This is a genomic window from Bartonella rattimassiliensis 15908 (assembly GCF_000278215.1).
Classification (GTDB): Bacteria; Pseudomonadota; Alphaproteobacteria; order Rhizobiales; family Rhizobiaceae; genus Bartonella; species Bartonella rattimassiliensis.
Genome location: NZ_JH725065.1, coordinates 378,776 through 396,359, shown reverse-complemented (window position 1 = coordinate 396,359; position 17,584 = coordinate 378,776). Strand labels below are relative to the sequence as shown.

15 protein-coding genes and 1 pseudogene are annotated in these 17,584 nt (G+C 35.9%); 9 read left to right on the top strand and 7 right to left on the bottom strand.

Annotated elements, in window-relative coordinates; genetic code table 11:
• Positions 1 to 161: 161 nt before the first annotated feature.
• Positions 162 to 1,700: a histidine ammonia-lyase gene (hutH, locus tag MCY_RS04550; RefSeq protein WP_007347199.1), complete on the bottom strand. Its 1,539-nt coding sequence runs from the start codon at positions 1,698 to 1,700 to the stop codon at positions 162 to 164.
• Between the two features lie 1,606 nt (positions 1,701 to 3,306).
• On the bottom strand, positions 3,307 to 3,555 hold the full coding sequence (locus MCY_RS04545; RefSeq protein ID WP_007347198.1) for a hypothetical protein: 249 nt from the start codon (positions 3,553 to 3,555) through the stop codon (positions 3,307 to 3,309).
• A gap of 764 nt (positions 3,556 to 4,319) precedes the next feature.
• Here MCY_RS04545 and MCY_RS04540 point away from each other — a divergent pair.
• From MCY_RS04540 to parE, 4 genes are all read left to right on the top strand, one after another.
• A complete protein-coding gene (locus MCY_RS04540; protein ID WP_007347197.1) occupies positions 4,320 to 4,946 on the top strand; it encodes a LemA family protein in 627 nt (208 codons plus the stop codon).
• Positions 4,946 to 5,797 carry a TPM domain-containing protein gene (locus MCY_RS04535; protein ID WP_007347196.1) on the top strand — a complete coding sequence of 284 codons (852 nt, stop codon included), beginning with the start codon at positions 4,946 to 4,948 and terminating at the stop codon, positions 5,795 to 5,797. The genes MCY_RS04540 and MCY_RS04535 overlap by 1 nt, the downstream gene beginning before the upstream one ends.
• A gap of 121 nt (positions 5,798 to 5,918) precedes the next feature.
• Positions 5,919 to 6,656 (top strand): lipoyl(octanoyl) transferase LipB, encoded by a 738-nt coding sequence (gene lipB, locus MCY_RS04530; RefSeq protein ID WP_007347195.1) that lies wholly within the window; start codon positions 5,919 to 5,921, stop codon positions 6,654 to 6,656.
• Positions 6,657 to 6,722: 66 nt separating this feature from the next.
• Complete coding sequence (parE, locus tag MCY_RS04525) at positions 6,723 to 8,789, top strand: DNA topoisomerase IV subunit B (protein WP_007347194.1); 2,067 nt, start codon at positions 6,723 to 6,725, stop codon at positions 8,787 to 8,789.
• Positions 8,790 to 8,805: 16 nt separating this feature from the next.
• On the opposite strand, the gene recJ is transcribed toward parE, so the two are convergent.
• Entirely contained in the window at positions 8,806 to 10,590 is a 1,785-nt protein-coding gene (gene recJ, locus MCY_RS04520; protein WP_007347193.1) for a single-stranded-DNA-specific exonuclease RecJ, read from the bottom strand.
• Positions 10,591 to 10,878: 288 nt separating this feature from the next.
• Between recJ and rplM the strand changes: the two genes are divergently transcribed.
• Together rplM and rpsI are read left to right on the top strand one after the other, a co-directional pair.
• Positions 10,879 to 11,343 carry a 50S ribosomal protein L13 gene (rplM, locus tag MCY_RS04515; protein ID WP_007347192.1) on the top strand — a complete coding sequence of 155 codons (465 nt, stop codon included), beginning with the start codon at positions 10,879 to 10,881 and terminating at the stop codon, positions 11,341 to 11,343.
• Between the two features lie 2 nt (positions 11,344 to 11,345).
• Positions 11,346 to 11,831 carry a 30S ribosomal protein S9 gene (gene rpsI, locus MCY_RS04510; RefSeq protein ID WP_007347191.1) on the top strand — a complete coding sequence of 162 codons (486 nt, stop codon included), beginning with the start codon at positions 11,346 to 11,348 and terminating at the stop codon, positions 11,829 to 11,831.
• A 321-nt stretch (positions 11,832 to 12,152) separates the two neighbouring features.
• Here rpsI and MCY_RS04505 read toward each other — a convergent pair whose 3' ends face one another.
• From MCY_RS04505 to MCY_RS04495, 3 genes and pseudogenes are all read right to left on the bottom strand, one after another.
• Positions 12,153 to 12,518, bottom strand: a complete 366-nt coding sequence (locus tag MCY_RS04505) for a response regulator (protein WP_007347190.1) — start codon at positions 12,516 to 12,518, stop codon at positions 12,153 to 12,155.
• Positions 12,519 to 13,925: 1,407 nt separating this feature from the next.
• Positions 13,926 to 14,510, bottom strand: a pseudogene (locus MCY_RS04500) (phage terminase large subunit); the annotation flags it as partial.
• Positions 14,491 to 14,826, bottom strand: a complete 336-nt coding sequence (locus MCY_RS04495; protein WP_007346837.1) for a hypothetical protein — start codon at positions 14,824 to 14,826, stop codon at positions 14,491 to 14,493. The pseudogene MCY_RS04500 and the gene MCY_RS04495, both read right to left, overlap by 20 nt.
• A gap of 205 nt (positions 14,827 to 15,031) precedes the next feature.
• On the opposite strand from MCY_RS04495, the gene MCY_RS04490 reads away from it, so the two are divergent.
• Positions 15,032 to 15,655 carry a hypothetical protein gene (locus MCY_RS04490; RefSeq protein WP_007347188.1) on the top strand — a complete coding sequence of 208 codons (624 nt, stop codon included), beginning with the start codon at positions 15,032 to 15,034 and terminating at the stop codon, positions 15,653 to 15,655.
• Positions 15,656 to 15,668: 13 nt separating this feature from the next.
• On the opposite strand, the gene MCY_RS04485 is transcribed toward MCY_RS04490, so the two are convergent.
• Positions 15,669 to 16,163, bottom strand: coding sequence for a hypothetical protein (locus MCY_RS04485; protein WP_007347187.1), 495 nt, complete (start codon positions 16,161 to 16,163; stop codon positions 15,669 to 15,671).
• Positions 16,164 to 16,370: 207 nt separating this feature from the next.
• Between MCY_RS04485 and MCY_RS04480 the strand changes: the two genes are divergently transcribed.
• Together MCY_RS04480 and MCY_RS04475 are read left to right on the top strand one after the other, a co-directional pair.
• Positions 16,371 to 16,733, top strand: a complete 363-nt coding sequence (locus MCY_RS04480; RefSeq protein ID WP_007347186.1) for an antA/AntB antirepressor family protein — start codon at positions 16,371 to 16,373, stop codon at positions 16,731 to 16,733.
• Between the two features lie 21 nt (positions 16,734 to 16,754).
• Positions 16,755 to 17,492, top strand: a complete 738-nt coding sequence (locus tag MCY_RS04475; RefSeq protein WP_007347185.1) for a phage antirepressor Ant — start codon at positions 16,755 to 16,757, stop codon at positions 17,490 to 17,492.
• The last annotated feature ends 92 nt before the right edge of the window (positions 17,493 to 17,584 follow it).

Here is a 17,584-nt window from a genome sequence, read left to right as displayed (position 1 = left end):
ATAAATTTATATAAATATAGTATAGCATAAAATGAGCATAATTAAAATACAGTTTACTATGAATAAAATCATAACAGAAAATAAATTAAGCAATATTTATTAATCACTCTATAAAGAAACTTAATAATTATGTTTCTTATTTTTTAAATGCAGAATAAATATTATTTAGGTTCTAGTTGAGGAAAAATTGTTTCCGGTAAAACAGACAATAAGCGCCCTTCACGCACAAGTATATATCCTGTATGAAGATCTGGAGCCATATAGCGGTCTTCCTTAAGAGAAACAATATTTTTGCGTAAATATTCCATAACAACCTGCAAAAGATTACTTGTTTTTAAAGGTGCACGATATTCAATTCCTTGTGCTGCAATAAGCGTTTCAATACCAACAAGTGTAAAAAGATTTTCACTCATTACCAATAACCGACGAGCACCATGGCAAGCCATTGAAACATGGTCTTCTTGATTGGCTGAAGTTGGTGTTGAATCAACGGAAGCAGGATAGGCCATTTGTTTATTTTCAGACATTAAAGCTGCTGCTGTTACTTCAGCGATCATAAACCCTGAATTAAGACCAGCATTGTGTGTTAAAAAAGCTGGAAGACCATAAGAAACTGCTGGATCAACCATAAGAGCAATACGCCGTTGAGAAATAGATCCTATTTCACACAAAGCAAGAGCGATCTGATCAGCAGCAAACGCGACAGGTTCAGCATGGAAATTTCCACCTGATACAACCTCACCATTGCTTAAAATCAATGGATTATCTGTAACAGCATTTGCTTCAATAATCAGTGTTTTTGCTGCTGCGATCAAAATATCAAAACATGCCCCCATAACCTGTGGCTGGCAACGTATACAATAAGGATCTTGTACACGTTCATCACCTCGTAAATGTGCTGTACGAATTTCTGAATCCTCTACAAGCTTTTCTAATATTTTCGATACAGCAATTTGCCCATAATGTCCTCGTAAAATATGGATATCAGGATGAAATGGCGCTGTTGATCCCATGATAGCATCTGTTGTCAAAGCTCCAGCCAACAGTCCACTACACAATGCCCGATAACCTCGAAAAAGACCGGCAAGTGCAAGTGCTGTTGATGTTTGAGTCCCATTAATAAGAGCAAGACCTTCCTTTGCTTCTAAAGTAATAGGAGATAATCCCGCTTTTTCTAATGCAGCCGCTCCACTCATACGAACATTTTTAAAAAATGCTTCTCCCTCTCCCATCATAACAGCCGCCATATGAGCAAGTGGAGCGAGATCACCTGAAGCACCAACAGATCCTTTTTCAGGTATGACAGGGATAACACCGTTTGCAAGCATATTCTCCAGCAAATTTATCAATTCTAGACGAACTCCAGAAGCACCTCTTCCTAAAGAAATAAGCTTTAAACTCATTATCAAACGCACAATATCTTCAGCTAAAGGTTCTCCCACCCCACAACAATGGGACAAAATAAGATTTCTCTGTAAAATAGCAACATTATCCGCATCAATTTTAATTGAAGCTAATTTTCCAAAACCAGTATTAACACCATAGACAGGCTTACTTCCAGCAGCAATTTCAGCAATGCGCTGCGCTCCTTTCTCAATAGCTAAATGCGTGTCACTATGAAGTTTACTTACTTCACCATTAAAATAAATAGCCTCAAGTTGACGAAGCGTTACCTCTCCCGGTTTTAATATAATAGTCATAATTTTCTTTCTTCTTTAATTTTAATTAAATTATAATGCTTAACATTATTGGTTTTTCTATAAAACAAAAAAACTATAACGACTCTTTAAAAATCATTCCTTACAGTAAAGGCATGGACCAAAACTTACCATAACGGCATAGCCTAAAATGTAGAATGGTTAACGACAGATGAAGATGAGATATTTACAAGCACAACAAAAGTAAGAGGTCGGTCTTTTAAGTCATAAATTATTTCCACTGAACCTCTGAAAAAGCTTAACGAAATAGGCTATACAATCCATCATCATGATTGCAACAATTACCCCCTCCTTTGAAGATAGATCAAAATGTGCAATAAAATTCTATGAAAAATTAAAAGCTTATTCAAAAACATCAACATAAATAAGAAGTTGAGCTTATTTGCCACTTCTAAAACTGTATTTAAAGTGCCAAATTTAAACCTAAAAACATTTTGAGTAAAATCACTCAAGATTCAGCCGAACTTATTATTTAAAATAGAAAATAAAGTCATTTATTACATTAAAAATTTTAATTAATATATTGTTTTCTTTTAATTTATATCTTTAAAAAATAGAGATGCTTTATCATAAACTTCTATTTTACTTTTTTCGTCATTTTTCTCTGATTTTAGAGCTAATTTCAAAGTTAGTTGGTTTTTAAAAATTCTTCAAAGCCACTTTTTGAACATCCTTCAAGCATTCATAGACTTTTAAAAGCTTTCTACCCTTTTTACCACCAAATTCCAATTGTAATACTTTTTTCAGTTTTTTGTCAAAATCTATTTTAATTAAACTCCACTTAAAGAGTAAAAATAATCATCGAATATTTCTATTCAATCCACTTTTCCCTATTTTATAAAAAATCTATTGTTCAACTGCAGCAAAGGAAAGAATATTGATTTATAATGATAAATTATTGTTTCGCATATTGAATGAAAGACACAAATATCGTATGATTCCCTCATTTCAAAAAACTATTTCATATTGAAATTAAAATCATTTGCTTACACATCACAAGTAGGATTAAGTGGGGGTAAAAACACGACAAAAAAGGAATAAAAATGCCTTTTATGAATGCTCTCAAATGTCAAGACCTATAACAACCTAAGAACGAAAAAAATATGTGATGGTTCTAGTTAACTCTTTTATTAAGCATAAAGATGGAAGGCTCTATAAATTTTTACATTATGCATGAAGTTTTATCTTATTCATGGGTGCTTTACTACTATACTCTTTTTATGGGCATTGTCGTGAAATGGGAGCGATAAATTTTAAGACATGTCTCTTTAAAGACAGTACGCGAATACGTAACACAAATCTATTTCTATTTAGAACACCCACATGTCAATAAAATTTCAAGTTGAATGCTAAAGAAGAAGCTATTCCGTCTCCTCAAAAAACATCTTCATAATACGTGAATTCCTGAATCATTATCTGTTCTGATGTGCTACAAGAGTAACAAAAGCGATCATAGATATCAGATTATCCTGTATACATATAGAGCTCACTTCGATACAAAAACTCCAAACTGCCTTGCACTTCATATTGTTTTATCAATGTAACCAATTGCCTACAAATATTTTTTCCCATGGCGCGCAGTAACGTGTTACGCTTGCATTGAAAAGCGACTCATTCTAATAAAAGCTCCAGATAAGATCATCATCGTCCAATTGTGTGTATAAAAAGAAATCTTTTCTGGCTTTACCCCAAAGCCATCGCTCATTTCTTGTAAAAAATCAAAACTACAATAATCACGGAAATAGTTCGAACTCATCTTCTCTTTCTCTAACGATGTCTCATAAACCTCTAGAAATTCACTATGCTTAAAATCAAGATTATTTTGAATAACCGCCATAAAACACCATTGGCTCGAAGTTGATTTGAAACAGCGCAAAGCAATTTAAAGCAATTCATTCATTGAAATGCCTGCACTACAATAACAAAATCAATCGCATAGATTTAAGGCAATAAGTTTTCAGCTTGACCTTGATACTACTAAACCGTAGGAAATTTTCTTCATCCCTGCTTAATCATATCTGCCGATACATCATATCATGTATTGGCGATCATTCCCTAAAAGTTTAACAATTCCTTCTAACTTAATGCCTGTCCTAGTACCTACATCCAAGATAAACAAATGCTTTTTGTTCTTAAAAGAAAGAATCATAATCCTAAATAAGGTAAAAAGATAACGTGGACGATAGCGATCATAATCATAAGCTAATTTATCAAATTTTTCACTTTACAGTTGAACACTTTTTATCATAGAGCTTTTCCCCTTCTTACAATTGCTGATCTATACTTGAAAAGCTTTTTTATCCAATACGTTAAGCATAACTTCTACAAAGAAGGAAAATTGATTCTTATATTCTTTCCTTTTTCAATTGTTACCTGCACTTTTTTACTATAATAATAATTAATATGAATATTATTGATCTTTCATAAGAAGACATCTATATTATCGTTATTATTTTAATATTAATAAGTCACATGAAACGTGATAAAAACATGTACAGATTATCGATATATTAATAAAATGTCTGTTTGTAAAATTCAAAATACTTTCCATGAAAGAGATAAAACCTATATAACACATAAAATATTTGTGGAGACATCTTTATGTTAAACGTACGAACTGCTTCAATGTCTAAAATATTAAAACAGTTTTTGATCATTATTTTTTTGATATTGTTAGTGCCATTTTTAAATGGTTGCGGATTCAATGCAATACCAACAAACGAAGAAAAAGCGCACGCGGCATGGAGTGAAGTGCTTAATCAATATCAACGCCGTACAGATCTTATTCCCAATCTCGTAGAAACAGTTAAAGCTTACGCAACCCATGAACAAACGGTTTTCACAAATGTAATTGAAGCGCGTGCCAAAGCAACACAAATAAACATTAATGCAGATATGTTGAATAATCCAGAAATTATGCAGCAATATCTTAAAAATCAAGCAAATTTATCAAGTGCACTTTCACGACTTATGGCTGTTGTCGAAAACTATCCTGATCTTAAAGCAAATCAGAATTTTCTTGCTCTTCAATCACAATTAGAAGGAACAGAAAATCGTATTTCCGTTGCACGCCGCGATTATATTGAAACAGTCCGTGTCTACAATACTGCACTCAAAACAATTCCAACGATGATTTGGGCTAAGTTATGGTTTCGTGATGCTAAACCCATGCCTACTTTCACGATCGATACCGATAGCCAACAAACACCAAAAGTTGATTTTAATTAATGAAACCATTTCAGCACTCTGTACAACATAGTATTTTTCTACGTTTATGGATTTTTTTGAGTATTCTATATTTAATCATTGCATTGGAGAATGTCACTTATGCACACACTAAGTTTCCTCCCTTAACCGGCTATATCAACGATATAGCTCATTTACTTGATCCTGCAACAAAAAGAAATTTAACAGAAAAGCTTGCTACACTCGAAGAAAAAACAGGAGATCAAATTGTTCTTGTAACGCTCCCTACTCTTTCAGGCCATGATATAGAAACTTACAGCAATTCTCTTTTTCGCGCATGGAGATTAGGTCAAAAACAGATCAATAACGGCATATTACTCGTTATTGCCCCCAATGAACGCGAAGCACGTATCGAGGTAGGCTATGGTTTGGAAGGAGAACTAACAGATGCCATTTCCTCCGTCATCATTAATAGCTTCATGATTCCTAATTTTCGTGAAGGAAATTATCAAAAAGGAATTGTTGAAGCAATTCATGCAGTTATCAAAGTAATCACACAAAGTGATGCTGATTTTTCTTTTAGAATCAATCAAAAAGCTAAAGCTGTCGAAGAACAACGTAAACAAGCTGAAAAAGAAGAAATGATTATAAATACAATCACCTTTTTCATGCTCTTTACAGTCGTTGGTTTGCCCATTCTTGCTATGATTTTTGGTAAAAAAGTAGGACCACGGAAATATCTTTGGCTGGGGATTATCTTTACACCTTGGTTTTTAAACTTAAATGCAAACGGCAGAAGCACTAGTGGAATCTTTGGTAGACATTCAGGAGAAAGAGGATACAGAGGGGGGGGTGGATCATCAGGTGGTGGCGGTGCAACAGGAAGATGGTAAATGGGCATAAAGAATTTTTTAAATAAAATTCATTGCACTTCTTATAAACTGTCTCCTATCTTATTCTTTTGTTATCTTTCTGATAATAATATAAACACACACATCAAGATAAATATTACCAATGACATTTGAATTAAAACATATGGATCGCAATGACTTATCACATCATTTCAATGCAGTTTTAGAAAATCCCCCCGTTGAATGGAAAATAAGTGATTATCTAGTTGAATATCCTGAAGCTTTACATTATATGCAAGAGCGTGTAGAAAGAATTTTTTCAAAAACCGCGCATGAACAAGTTTGGCTTCTAGAACACCCTTCCCTTTATACAGCAGGTACGAGTGCCAATAAAAAAGATCTTTTAGCACCTCATTTATTCCCTGTTTATGAAGCAGGTCGTGGCGGTGAATTTACATATCATGGTCCAGGACAGCGTATTGCTTATATTATGCTTGATCTTAAACGCCGCAAACAAGACATTCGTGCTTTTATTAGTGCATTAGAAGAATGGATCATACAAATGCTTGCAAACTTTAATATTAAAGGTGAACGGCGAGAAGATCGCATTGGTGTCTGGGTAAAACAGTCTCATTGCCCATCAAAACAAAATAATTTTTCTTCCGAAGATAAAATTGCGGCTATCGGCATTCGAGTACGAAAATGGATAAGTTTTCATGGCATTTCTATCAACGTTAATCCTAATTTAGCCCATTATGCAGGAATTGTTCCTTGTGGCATTACAAACCACGGTGTAACAAGCTTTCTTGACCTAGGGTGTTCTGTAACAATGCATGATATTGATATTGCTCTCAAACATGCTTTTGAACAAATTTTTGGTCCAACAATTGATGTTTCCTAAGTGCGTTGATTTTTAGGCATAAAATTTATTTTAATGTATATTTTATGAGGTGGGTAGTTAAATGCTATGAGCGATAACGGTAAGGATCTTTTTAGTATTTTAAATAAAGCCCAATCTCGGGTAAATACAAAAGAAAGCACTCTACAATCTCCAATGAAATCAAAAGCAATGATTTCAAAAAAAAGTGCGAAAGATATGCAAGAAAATGACTATAATGCCCTCTCTATTCGAGTGCTTGAGGGTTTAGAGCCTGTACGTTTACGCCCTGGAATGTATATTGGTGGAACAGACAACAAAGCACTTCATCATTTATTTGCCGAAATTATCGATAATGCGATGGATGAAGCTGTCGCTGGTTATGCAGACACCATTGAAGTATCATTAGATAAGAACGGTTATATAACTGTTACAGATAATGGACGCGGTATTCCTGTTGAAAATCATCCTCAAATGCCTGATAAATCCACTCTTGAAGTTATTATGACACAGCTCCACTCAGGTGGAAAATTTGATGGAAAAGCTTATCAAACTGCAGGTGGACTTCATGGAGTAGGAATTTCTGTTGTTAATGCTCTTTCTGATGACATGGAAGTTGAAGTCGCACGAGAGCGAAAACTTTACCGCCAACGCTTCTCACGCGGTATTCCTCAATCTGGATTAGAAAATCTAGGAGATATTTATAATCGTCGTGGTACGCGCGTTCGTTTTCATCCTGATTATAAAATTTTTGGTGAAAAAGCAGCTTTTGATCCAGAAAAAATTTATAAGATGACACGCTCAAAAGCCTATCTTTTTGGCGGAGTAAAAATTCGTTGGACTTGTGATCCTATCATACTTGAAAGCACAAAAAATATCCCTGAAAAAGCTATTTTTCATTTCCCCAATGGACTTAAGGACTATTTACTCTCATCGCTAAAAGATGAATATCGAGTAACATCGGAAATTTTTTCTGGCAAAACACAACAAAATAATGGCCACGGCTGCGTTGAATGGGCCATTGCTTGGTATGGTGGTGATCCTTGTGTACAATCTTACTGTAATACTATTCCTACGGGAGAAGGAGGAACACACGAAATAGGATTACGTCAAGCTCTTTTGCGTGGATTGAAATCCTATGCTGAGTTAATAGGAAACAAGCGCGCAGCGATTATTACATCTGACGATATTATGATTTCAACAGCCGCAATACTTTCAGTCTTTATCAGCAATCCTGAATTTGTTGGACAAACAAAAGATAGATTAGCAACCATTGAAGCACAACGTATTGTTGAGAGTGCAATACGTGATCCTTTTGATCATTGGTTGGCAAATTCCCCACAAGAGGCAACAAAACTTCTCGATTGGATTATTGAACGCGCTGAAGAACGTGTTAGACGACGCCAAGATAGAGAAATAAATCGAAAAACTGCTGTCCGTAAATTACGTCTACCCGGTAAACTTGCAGATTGTAGCCAAAATCATGCTGCAGGAGCTGAATTATTTATTGTTGAAGGAGATTCGGCAGGAGGCTCAGCTAAACAAGCAAGAAATAGAGCAAACCAAGCAATTTTACCTCTTCGTGGCAAAATCTTAAACGTCGCCAGTGCAGCCCATGAAAAAATGCATGCAAGCCAAACAATTAGTGATCTTATCCTTGCTCTTGGATGTGGAACACGTTCTAAGTATCGTGAAAAAGACCTTAGATATGAGCGTATTATCATCATGACAGATGCTGATGTTGATGGTGCTCATATTGCTTCACTTCTCATTACCTTCTTCTTTCAAGAAATGCCCGATCTTATTCATCAGGGACATTTATATCTTGCCGTACCTCCCCTTTATAGAATATCGCAAGGAGGAAAAGTTGCTTATGCCCGCGACGATATCCATAAGGATGAATTACTAAAAACTGAATTTACTGGAAAAGCTAAAATTGAAATCGGGCGTTTTAAAGGGCTAGGCGAAATGCGCGCAGAACAACTTAAAGAAACGACTATGCATCCTCAAAAACGTACACTGTTACGCATTTCTATTGATGCCGTAGAAATGCAAGAAACAAAAAAAACTGTCGAAAGTCTCATGGGAACAAAACCAGAAGCACGTTTTCGTTTCATACAGGAAAACTCTACTTTTACTTCTAATCTGGACATCTAATGTAAAAATATCTCTTTCAAATCACCGCAGCTGCATCAATCACGTGCAATTGCGGGTTGATTGTTCCATTCCAATAATTCAAACTAAGGTTCCCCGCTACATGAATCGTTTCACCAATATTTTCAGAAAGAAAATCACCAAGCGATGTTCCTACAGCACGAAAAGCTATTCCTTGAAGTTTTTTTCCTTCTACATTAGACACAATGAGACGAAGATGCCCTTTACCAACTTCAGATAGGTTTATTAATCGGTGCGAAGGCAGAACAAAAACAGGTGTCGCATTTCCTGTCCCAAAAGGCCCTGCTTTTTCAAGCAACTCAAACAGTGCTGTATTAGCCCCAGAAGCAGAGAGCAAACCATCGATACTAAGAGACTTCTTTGTACGCAATCGTGAAACCATTAAAGAAACTTTTTCTTCTAACCATTTCCGAAAAATTTCAATTTTTGTTGATTGAATTGTAATCCCTGCTGCCATACTATGCCCTCCTCCTTTTTCTACTAAATTTAATGTAACAGCTTCACGAACGAGTGCTCCTAAATCTATGCCACTAATTGAGCGTCCCGACCCTACGCCACTTCCATCTTCTTTCAAAGCAATCGCAAAAACAGGACAAAAAAAACGCTCTTTGAGACGTGAAGCAAGAATACCAATAATCCCCGGATGCCATTCTTGATGAGAAATAACAAGGGACAATGGTGTTTTTTGATCTTGATAAAGAGAAGCAATATAAGACTCTGCTTGTGCTAATTGAACATTTTCCATTTCCTGGCGTTCTTGATTAAGCCAATCTAATTGTTCTGCTATTTTTTCAGCTTCATCTTTATTCTCACAGCTCAGTAAACGTGCTCCCAAAGCTTGATCGCCAATGCGCCCTCCTGCATTAATTCTAGGACCTAACAAAAAACCTAAATGAAAACTATTAAGTGGCTCCCCTATTCGTGCAACTTTTGTTAAAGCTGCTATTCCTGGATTATGCATAGAACGAGCAACTTGAAGCCCTTTTACCACAAAAGCACGGTTAACCCCCTGTAAGGGAACGACATCACATATAGTTGCCAATGCAACAAGATCAAGCATACTTAAAAGATCCGGCAGCTGCCCTTCAAATTGTTTTTTCCGCAGCAAACTATGAACCAAAGCTAACGTAACAAAGACAACACCTGCTGCACACAAATGGCCCTGTTCAGAAAAATCATCAGGGCGATTAGGATTGACAAGAGCAACAGCTTCTTGATGAATCTCTGACATTTGATGATGATCTAAAATCACAACATCAGCACCTGCAAGCCTCGCTGCTTTTACGGCATCTGGACTATTTGCGCCACAATCGACAGTAATAATCAAACGGGCGCCTTCTTGCACGAGCATTCTCATTACTTGTTCATTTGGACCATAACCTTCAACAATACGATCAGGAATATAAATTTTTACTTCAATACCAAAATAACGAAAAAAACGTGCTATGAGTGCTGATGAGCAAGCGCCATCAACATCATAATCACCAAAAACAGCAACTTTTTCTTGATTGAGAAGAGCTTTAACAATGCGCTCTGCAGCGCATTGCATATCTCTAAAACTTTCTGGATCAGGCATGAGTGTGCGTAATGTTGGGTTAATAAAAGTAACAGCTTCAGCTTCATCCACATCTCTTGCTGAAAGTACTCGAGCTAACTGATCTGGAAAACCAAACTTTTGAGAAATGGCGCGCGCATTATTTACCCCCTGAACATCAAGGGCATCTAACCAAGCTTGACCACAAGCAGAAGATTCAATATTGAGGAAATAACGAGAGTGCTGCATTGTTATCTATTTATAATGAAGATCGATAAAATACAATCATGTGGTGAAAGATAAAATAGTCTTTTGCGGTATTCATTTTAAATTAAATTATCTATAAACTCCCTTAATGAGGTGCTATAATACCTCATTAATAAAGTATTGTTTTATAAGTTTTTCTTTTCTCTTGACGTAAATCTAAAGACATTATATCAGAGTGGGTGGTATGCGTTAAATATTTTACTATGATAACAATTTTCAACGCACAACAATGGAATTTCCCTTCAAGGGTTTTAATTAAAGGATACTTCTATGGCAACTTTTTCACAAAAGCCAACTGAAGTGGTGAAAAAATGGGTTATTATTGACGCAGAAAACCTTGTTTTAGGTCGTCTTGCCACATTTGTTGCTAACCGCTTACGTGGCAAACATAAAGCTACATTTACGCCACACATTGATGATGGTGACAACGTTATTGTTATTAATGCTGGTAAAATAGCTCTTACCGGCAAAAAATATACAGATAAAAAATATTATTGGCATACCGGCTATATTGGTGGGATAAAAGAACGTACAGCACGTCAGCTTCTTGAAGGACGTTTTCCCGAACGCGTTGTTGAAAAAGCTGTAGAACGTATGATTCCTCGTGGCCCTCTTGGTCGCCGTCAATTGAAGAATCTCCGTGTTTATGCTGGAAACCAACACCCACATGAAGCACAACAGCCCGAGTCTCTTGACGTTGGTGCTCTAAACCGCAAAAACAAAAGGATTGCTTGATTATGGCTGAAATTAATTCTCTTTCTGAGCTTAGCATGGTAACAAACATTGTAGAAACACATGAAAATGTTGTTCCTGTCCATGTGCAAAAGCTTGATTCACAGGGGCGCGCCTATGCAACAGGAAAGCGTAAAGATGCTGTTGCTCGCGTGTGGATTAAACCAGGTTCTGGAAAAATCACTATCAACAATAAAGAATTTGACAAATATTTTGCTCGTCCTGTTCTTAGAATGATTCTTCGTCAACCAATTGTTGCCACAAACAGGGATACCCAATTTGATATTATTGCAACCGTTGCAGGTGGCGGTCTTTCTGGACAAGCTGGAGCAGTACGTCATGGCATTTCCAAAGCTTTAACCTATTACGAACCAGAACTTCGCTCAATCTTGAAAAAAGGTGGTTTTCTTACTCGTGATAGCCGTGTTGTTGAACGTAAAAAGTACGGTAAAGCAAAAGCGCGTCGTTCTTTCCAATTTTCAAAGCGTTAGTTCAATTTTTACACAATGCATAAAGCCCCAGATGAAAATGGGGCTTTTTTATTTTCCAAAACAGATTCTTATCTAAAACAGATTTTCAAGAGACAAATTTATACCTCGTAGAAGAGAATAAGAATGCAAAATAACCAGCTTCTCGTTAGATAAGCACTAAAAAAATAGATCGAAAAAATTTATAACCTCAACTTTAATTTTTTAAATCTATTTTTGCAATTTAAACATATCTGCATGCTATGGTACAAAAATATTTGCAAGACAATTTCAGCTATTTCACAAACTTTTGAATGCGCTTTTCTATCATCACCTAATAAATCTTCAGTCTAAAAAGTGCTTTACCATTGTAATAAAATTAGGAACAGAAATAGGTTTTGACATATATTCTTCACATCCACTTGCACGAATTCGTTCCTCATCTCCCTTCATAGCAAAGGCCGTTACAGCAACAACAGGAATAGACCTCAACTCTTCATCATCTTTTAATTTTTTAATAACATCTATCCCTGATACCTCTGGCAACTGGATATCCACAAGAATAAGAGATGGCATTGTTGAACGTGCCAAATCTAATGCCATAAGACCATTACGCGTTTCAACAGTTTCATAACCGCTCGCTTCTACAAGATCACGGAATAGCTTCATATTAAGCTCATTATCTTCCACGATCATGACTTTTTTTGCCATTCGTATAACTCCACCCTTCTCAGATAAAATAGAGAAATAGAAATGAATCCACATTCTCTTCGCTTAAGATAAAATGATAAAAAAAATTGTAAACCACAAAGAGATTAAAAACCCTCAATCTTTCAATAAAAGCATTTTTTGCAAATATTTATAAGACGCATCGCTATACTTTTTCGGTTCAGCAGCATGAAAACCGCAATAACCATAAAATTATGTTACTATGTATTTTTTGAGTGTCTATACACAGCTTATGTATATCTCAATTAAAGCATATGCATTTTTATCATATAAAAATATCAACTACAAACTTAGTTCAAATGCGTATTTTGAAGAAAAAAATTTAATTAACTTGAAAAAACAGCTGATTATTTAAGTTAATGCGCTCTATACTGCTATAACAGAATAATATATAAGTTTTATGTAAAATAACTTATTGTATTTATACATCTTTTTTACTATGGGGGAGATATAAATGAAAGTAGTAGAATAGGATTTTACAATATGCCTCTTAATTACTGCGAATCAAGAGTTCTTTTCGGAATGGTTTTTAAGAAGATTCTGTGAGTTCTAACTCTTGGCTTAGCCACTTTCTGAGATGTTACATCACATTATACATAAAAAACTAATAAAGTCAATATGTTGATCATAATTATTTTATATGAGTCCTCTTCAGAATCCACATTTTTATGCATGTTTCATTTGACCATTTTTTATAGAAGATTGGCATCTATGAATAGACCATAAAAAGCAAATCATGGTGCAAATATTATACCGCATGGGGGCATTCAAGTGAAATGAAAAGCAGTTATCATTCATAACAGTTTATAAATCTTATGATACGTTTTTATCACAGCACAAATCACATTGTTAAAAATTTAGTCGTTTAGAATTGTCGATAACATACGTTTAAAGATCACATCTTGTTTTAAAGATTGGATTGTTAATCACATAAAAGAGTAAATTAGCGTTCGCCAAAATTGGCGAGCGCAAAATAGAGAGTTGTTTAACAGCATCGTCATAACACCGAACATTTTAAAGATGGCATAATTGTATAAAGAATTTAAAGACACGATTAACAATCCATCTTTAAAATAAGATGTGATCTTTAAACGTATGTTATCGATAATTCCAAACAACTAAATTTTAAAACAATGTGATTTCTGCTGTGATAAAAACGTATCATAAGATTTATGAACTGTTATAAATGATATCGGCTTTTCATTTCATTTGAATGCCCCCATGCGGTATAATATTAGCATCATGATTTGCTTTTTATGGTCTATTCATACATGGCAATCTTATATAAAAAATGGTCAAATGAAACATACATAAAAATGTGGATTCTTAAGTGGACTCATATAAAATAATTACAAACAAACTATTGACTTTATTGTATTTTTTTGTATAATACTTTTCATGCTCTGACCAGTTGATCTCTACACGCTTAATAGCTTCATTGTCTGAAAACCGAAACCGCCTTTCAACCGGGGCATTATCTCGCAATGGATTCCATGTCACCCACAACTCTGCACGCCACCCCTCACCCTCTTCTCGTAACGTTGGAATAAGCGTCTGCCAAGCTGTCTCTGTAACAGGCTCTGCCTCATCAACCCAACAAAGCAAAATACGACCCATCGACTTGATACTGGCTATATTCCGGTCAAGACCAGAAAACTGAAAGGCTATACGACCATCATTCGATTTAATCGAAGCCTCTCCAACTTTGTAATAGTCCCTTAAAAAATCATGAGCTTCAATGACGCGCTTAATCTCCTCCAATGAACTCTCTGCCAAAGAATTTTGAAATTGACGTGCACAAAGAATAGTCCCCGATATCCCCTGCATGCCAAATTGATAGCCTTTTAAAGCAGCCATCAAGGCAAATGATCTTGTCTTCCCAGACCCTCGTCCACCCCAAGCCGCTCGTACCAAGGCATCCCCTGCAAAAAGAGGGATAAGTTTTGGTACAATCTTAATCTGTCTTGTCGTCATTCATTGTTAAAGGAGCAATTTCTACACGCCCTATGATTTTAATGGCTCCCCCATCTTCCCCTGTTACCTGTAAAGGCAATACCTTACCAAGCAACGCTAAATAAGCCGCTGGACACTCCATAGCTTGTTTTTCTAAGTAAGAGATCAATCCCTCGTTGCCAATTTTATTTCCAGCATTCTCCGCAGCCCTCACCACTGCCTCTTTTAAAATACGGGTCATCTTATTAGGCACGCCTTTAACCCGCCCCATTCCTGCCTTAGGTGGTATCCACTTTTTTTTAAGTTGTGGAGCCTGCTCTGTATTTTGTGATGTCATAAAATACACCCTCCCGATAATAAAAAACCCCGCATTTGCGGGGATTTTGGACTGTACTTAACCCTCTCTAGACACAATACGCCTAAGTACAGCAATGCCATTAAATACGATTTGCTACACTTTGTCAACATAAAAATAACACATATTGATAATTTTGAAGGGAATCGGTTAAACAGCGCTTATGAATAATTAAGGGTTCAAAATGATGAAATCATTATCCATAACACGCATCATAACATTTATAGCTTTCTTTTCTATATCAGCGCTACCTGCATCAGCGTCATTTGGATTTATAGACAAATTAACGCGTATGTTTACAAGTGTAGATACTATAGAGCAATATGATCACATTTACGACGAATACACAAGTAAAGAGTATGAGGGCCTTTCGCATTTTAATAAGCTAAGCCAAGCAAAACAATTTGTATACAGCCATGACTATCAGAATATAGCTTCCAAATTTGACACTATATTGCATCGTCACATACTCGTTATTTTATGTGGACGCTTTGTGAATTTATTGCGGGGTGAATATAACAAGGAAATATCATGGATAACGCTACCTAGTGTAATAAATACTTTACGCTATGAACATAATTGGAGTGAAAAAAATTTTATATGGACATACAACATGTCCATGAACAGTACAGATCCAATGTTTTACTATGCGAAAAAATTTCTTAATACTTCGAGTGGAAATGGCATTAATCCCGAAGTACAAGTTGTTGACTTAGTAACTAGTATGAAAGTTGATAATGGGAGAGGTATTAAAAAAACAGCTAGGTTTTGTAAAGACTTACAAACGATATACAATATAATGAAACCGTAATAGAGATTGTCATTTAACGATCAAGATGTTTCTGAAGCACGTTAAGAGCAACTCGTAGAGAATTCACAAGATATGGTAGCATTTGATCTTCTATCACAAGGTACTGTAGCGCAGCGTGAAGATTATACTGTCTATAGAGGCATTGGGCTTCTTTTAGTGCCTCTTGCATGTTGATAAACTGCTCTGTTGCAAATGCTACCCACTTATCTCTTGCTTTATCATCAGCAGATGACGGCATTTCGTCATAAATTGCATTAGGCAAGCCTTTTGCACAAAGATAATCGTTTCTTATCTGTAGGTACTGTTGCGCAGCATCATATTGCTCTTGAGTGAGTACACCTTGCAAACAAAGCCGTCCAATATAAGACTCAGAAAGTGGATTTTTTGCCTCTTGTAGTGTTAAACCGAAGCGTTTTGCACGTATTTCTATTGCTAATTGATTAGCAGCTTCACGAGGTAATTTTGCACGTGAGATACGACCATTGGCTTCTCTTACCTGCCCTGTCATTTTAGGGCGTCCCCTCTGTTCTACATAGCTCTGCATACGGTTTTTTTTAGACGAAATCGAACAGCAGCGATATGAAGATGAAACTTACGGTACTTATGAACAGCAGCACCGTCTAACTCTTTCGGATGTCATTCCAAACTACCCTTCCTATAGAGGGCGTTTTTAAGAACGCCCCTTCTCTCCTTCAATAATGATTAGAGTAAATCCATGAACACACATGACACTAATGAAGAAAATGAACAATATCTCATATCAGAAGATGAAGTAGAAGATAAAACTGGTTACGTTCAAATGGTTAATGCTCATGCATTGCATAAGCGCTTACAATTGCAAAAAGATTTTGACACTTGGTTTAATGATCATGTTGAAAAGCTGGGATTGAAAGAAGGCGTGCATTTTGTCTTCACAAAAAAAGAAGGCAAGCGAAAAAAGGTTTGTACAAAATCTGAAATCGACCCTGATGATACAGAGAGCCATCACTTAAAAATTTACGCAGCAAAAGAAATTCTCGAAGCAGAACCCCACCGAAACCAAGTGGTTATCTTAAAACAAATATTGCGTTTTGGTTAATAATACGAGGAGATCATAAGAATGGATAATCCTATCGCTATTACAAATAACACTATTAACGAAGAAAGCGTTCAAACGGTCAATGCGCGTGAATTACATGCCTTTTTGGAGAGTAAACAAGATTTTTCTACGTGGATAAAAAAGCGTATTATGACCTATGCTTTCCTTGATGGAAAGGACTTTATTCGCTTCCACAAAAAAATGGAAGCGAACAATGCCATAGCAGTCGAATACTATCTGACCTTAGATATGGCAAAAGAACTTGCCATGGTCGAACGGAATAAAAAAGGAAAGCAAGCAAGGGCATATTTTCTCGAATGCGAAAAACGGGCAAAGCAAGTAATAACACCACAAATCGATTACTCAAGTCCACAAGCAATGATTGGATTTTTGAATTACCTACAAGGACAAATAGATCAAAAAAACACTCTCATTAAAGAGTTAAAACCAAAAGCAATGGCTTTGGAAAGCTTACAACGTACAGATGGGCTCTTCGGGTTGACTGAAGCGGCTAAAATTCTCGAAATGCAACCAAGACAGTTCATTCTCTTCTTACAGAAAAAAAGATGGGTGTATCGACGAACTTTCGGGGCGTATTTATTGCCTTATCAAGACAAAATCCAAAAAGGTCTTATGGATTGCTCAACACACACTGTTCAAACTGAAAATGGAACAGAAAAAGTCATTCCTTCAGCAAAAATCACAACTAAAGGCATGGGGATGCTGTCTCAAGAAATTAAACGACAAAACATGCATTAAAAGGAAACAAACATGACAAATTCCCCTTTAACAACAATGGCTAGCAGATATGGATTTTCTCACGAGCAATTCCGTAAAACTATTATCAAAAC

Bases quoted from the DNA above. Each gene is read 5' to 3' on its own strand.
- hutH (WP_007347199.1), bottom strand. From the start codon at position 1,700: ATGACTATTATATTAAAACCGGGAGAGGTAACGCTTCGTCAACTTGAG.
- MCY_RS04545 (WP_007347198.1), bottom strand. From the start codon at position 3,555: ATGGCGGTTATTCAAAATAATCTTGATTTTAAGCATAGTGAATTTCTA.
- MCY_RS04540 (WP_007347197.1), top strand. From the start codon at position 4,320: ATGTTAAACGTACGAACTGCTTCAATGTCTAAAATATTAAAACAGTTT.
- MCY_RS04535 (WP_007347196.1), top strand. From the start codon at position 4,946: ATGAAACCATTTCAGCACTCTGTACAACATAGTATTTTTCTACGTTTA.
- lipB (WP_007347195.1), top strand. From the start codon at position 5,919: ATGACATTTGAATTAAAACATATGGATCGCAATGACTTATCACATCAT.
- parE (WP_007347194.1), top strand. From the start codon at position 6,723: ATGAGCGATAACGGTAAGGATCTTTTTAGTATTTTAAATAAAGCCCAA.
- recJ (WP_007347193.1), bottom strand. From the start codon at position 10,590: ATGCAGCACTCTCGTTATTTCCTCAATATTGAATCTTCTGCTTGTGGT.
- rplM (WP_007347192.1), top strand. From the start codon at position 10,879: ATGGCAACTTTTTCACAAAAGCCAACTGAAGTGGTGAAAAAATGGGTT.
- rpsI (WP_007347191.1), top strand. From the start codon at position 11,346: ATGGCTGAAATTAATTCTCTTTCTGAGCTTAGCATGGTAACAAACATT.
- MCY_RS04505 (WP_007347190.1), bottom strand. From the start codon at position 12,518: ATGGCAAAAAAAGTCATGATCGTGGAAGATAATGAGCTTAATATGAAG.
- MCY_RS04495 (WP_007346837.1), bottom strand. From the start codon at position 14,826: ATGACATCACAAAATACAGAGCAGGCTCCACAACTTAAAAAAAAGTGG.
- MCY_RS04490 (WP_007347188.1), top strand. From the start codon at position 15,032: ATGAAATCATTATCCATAACACGCATCATAACATTTATAGCTTTCTTT.
- MCY_RS04485 (WP_007347187.1), bottom strand. From the start codon at position 16,163: ATGACAGGGCAGGTAAGAGAAGCCAATGGTCGTATCTCACGTGCAAAA.
- MCY_RS04480 (WP_007347186.1), top strand. From the start codon at position 16,371: ATGAACACACATGACACTAATGAAGAAAATGAACAATATCTCATATCA.
- MCY_RS04475 (WP_007347185.1), top strand. From the start codon at position 16,755: ATGGATAATCCTATCGCTATTACAAATAACACTATTAACGAAGAAAGC.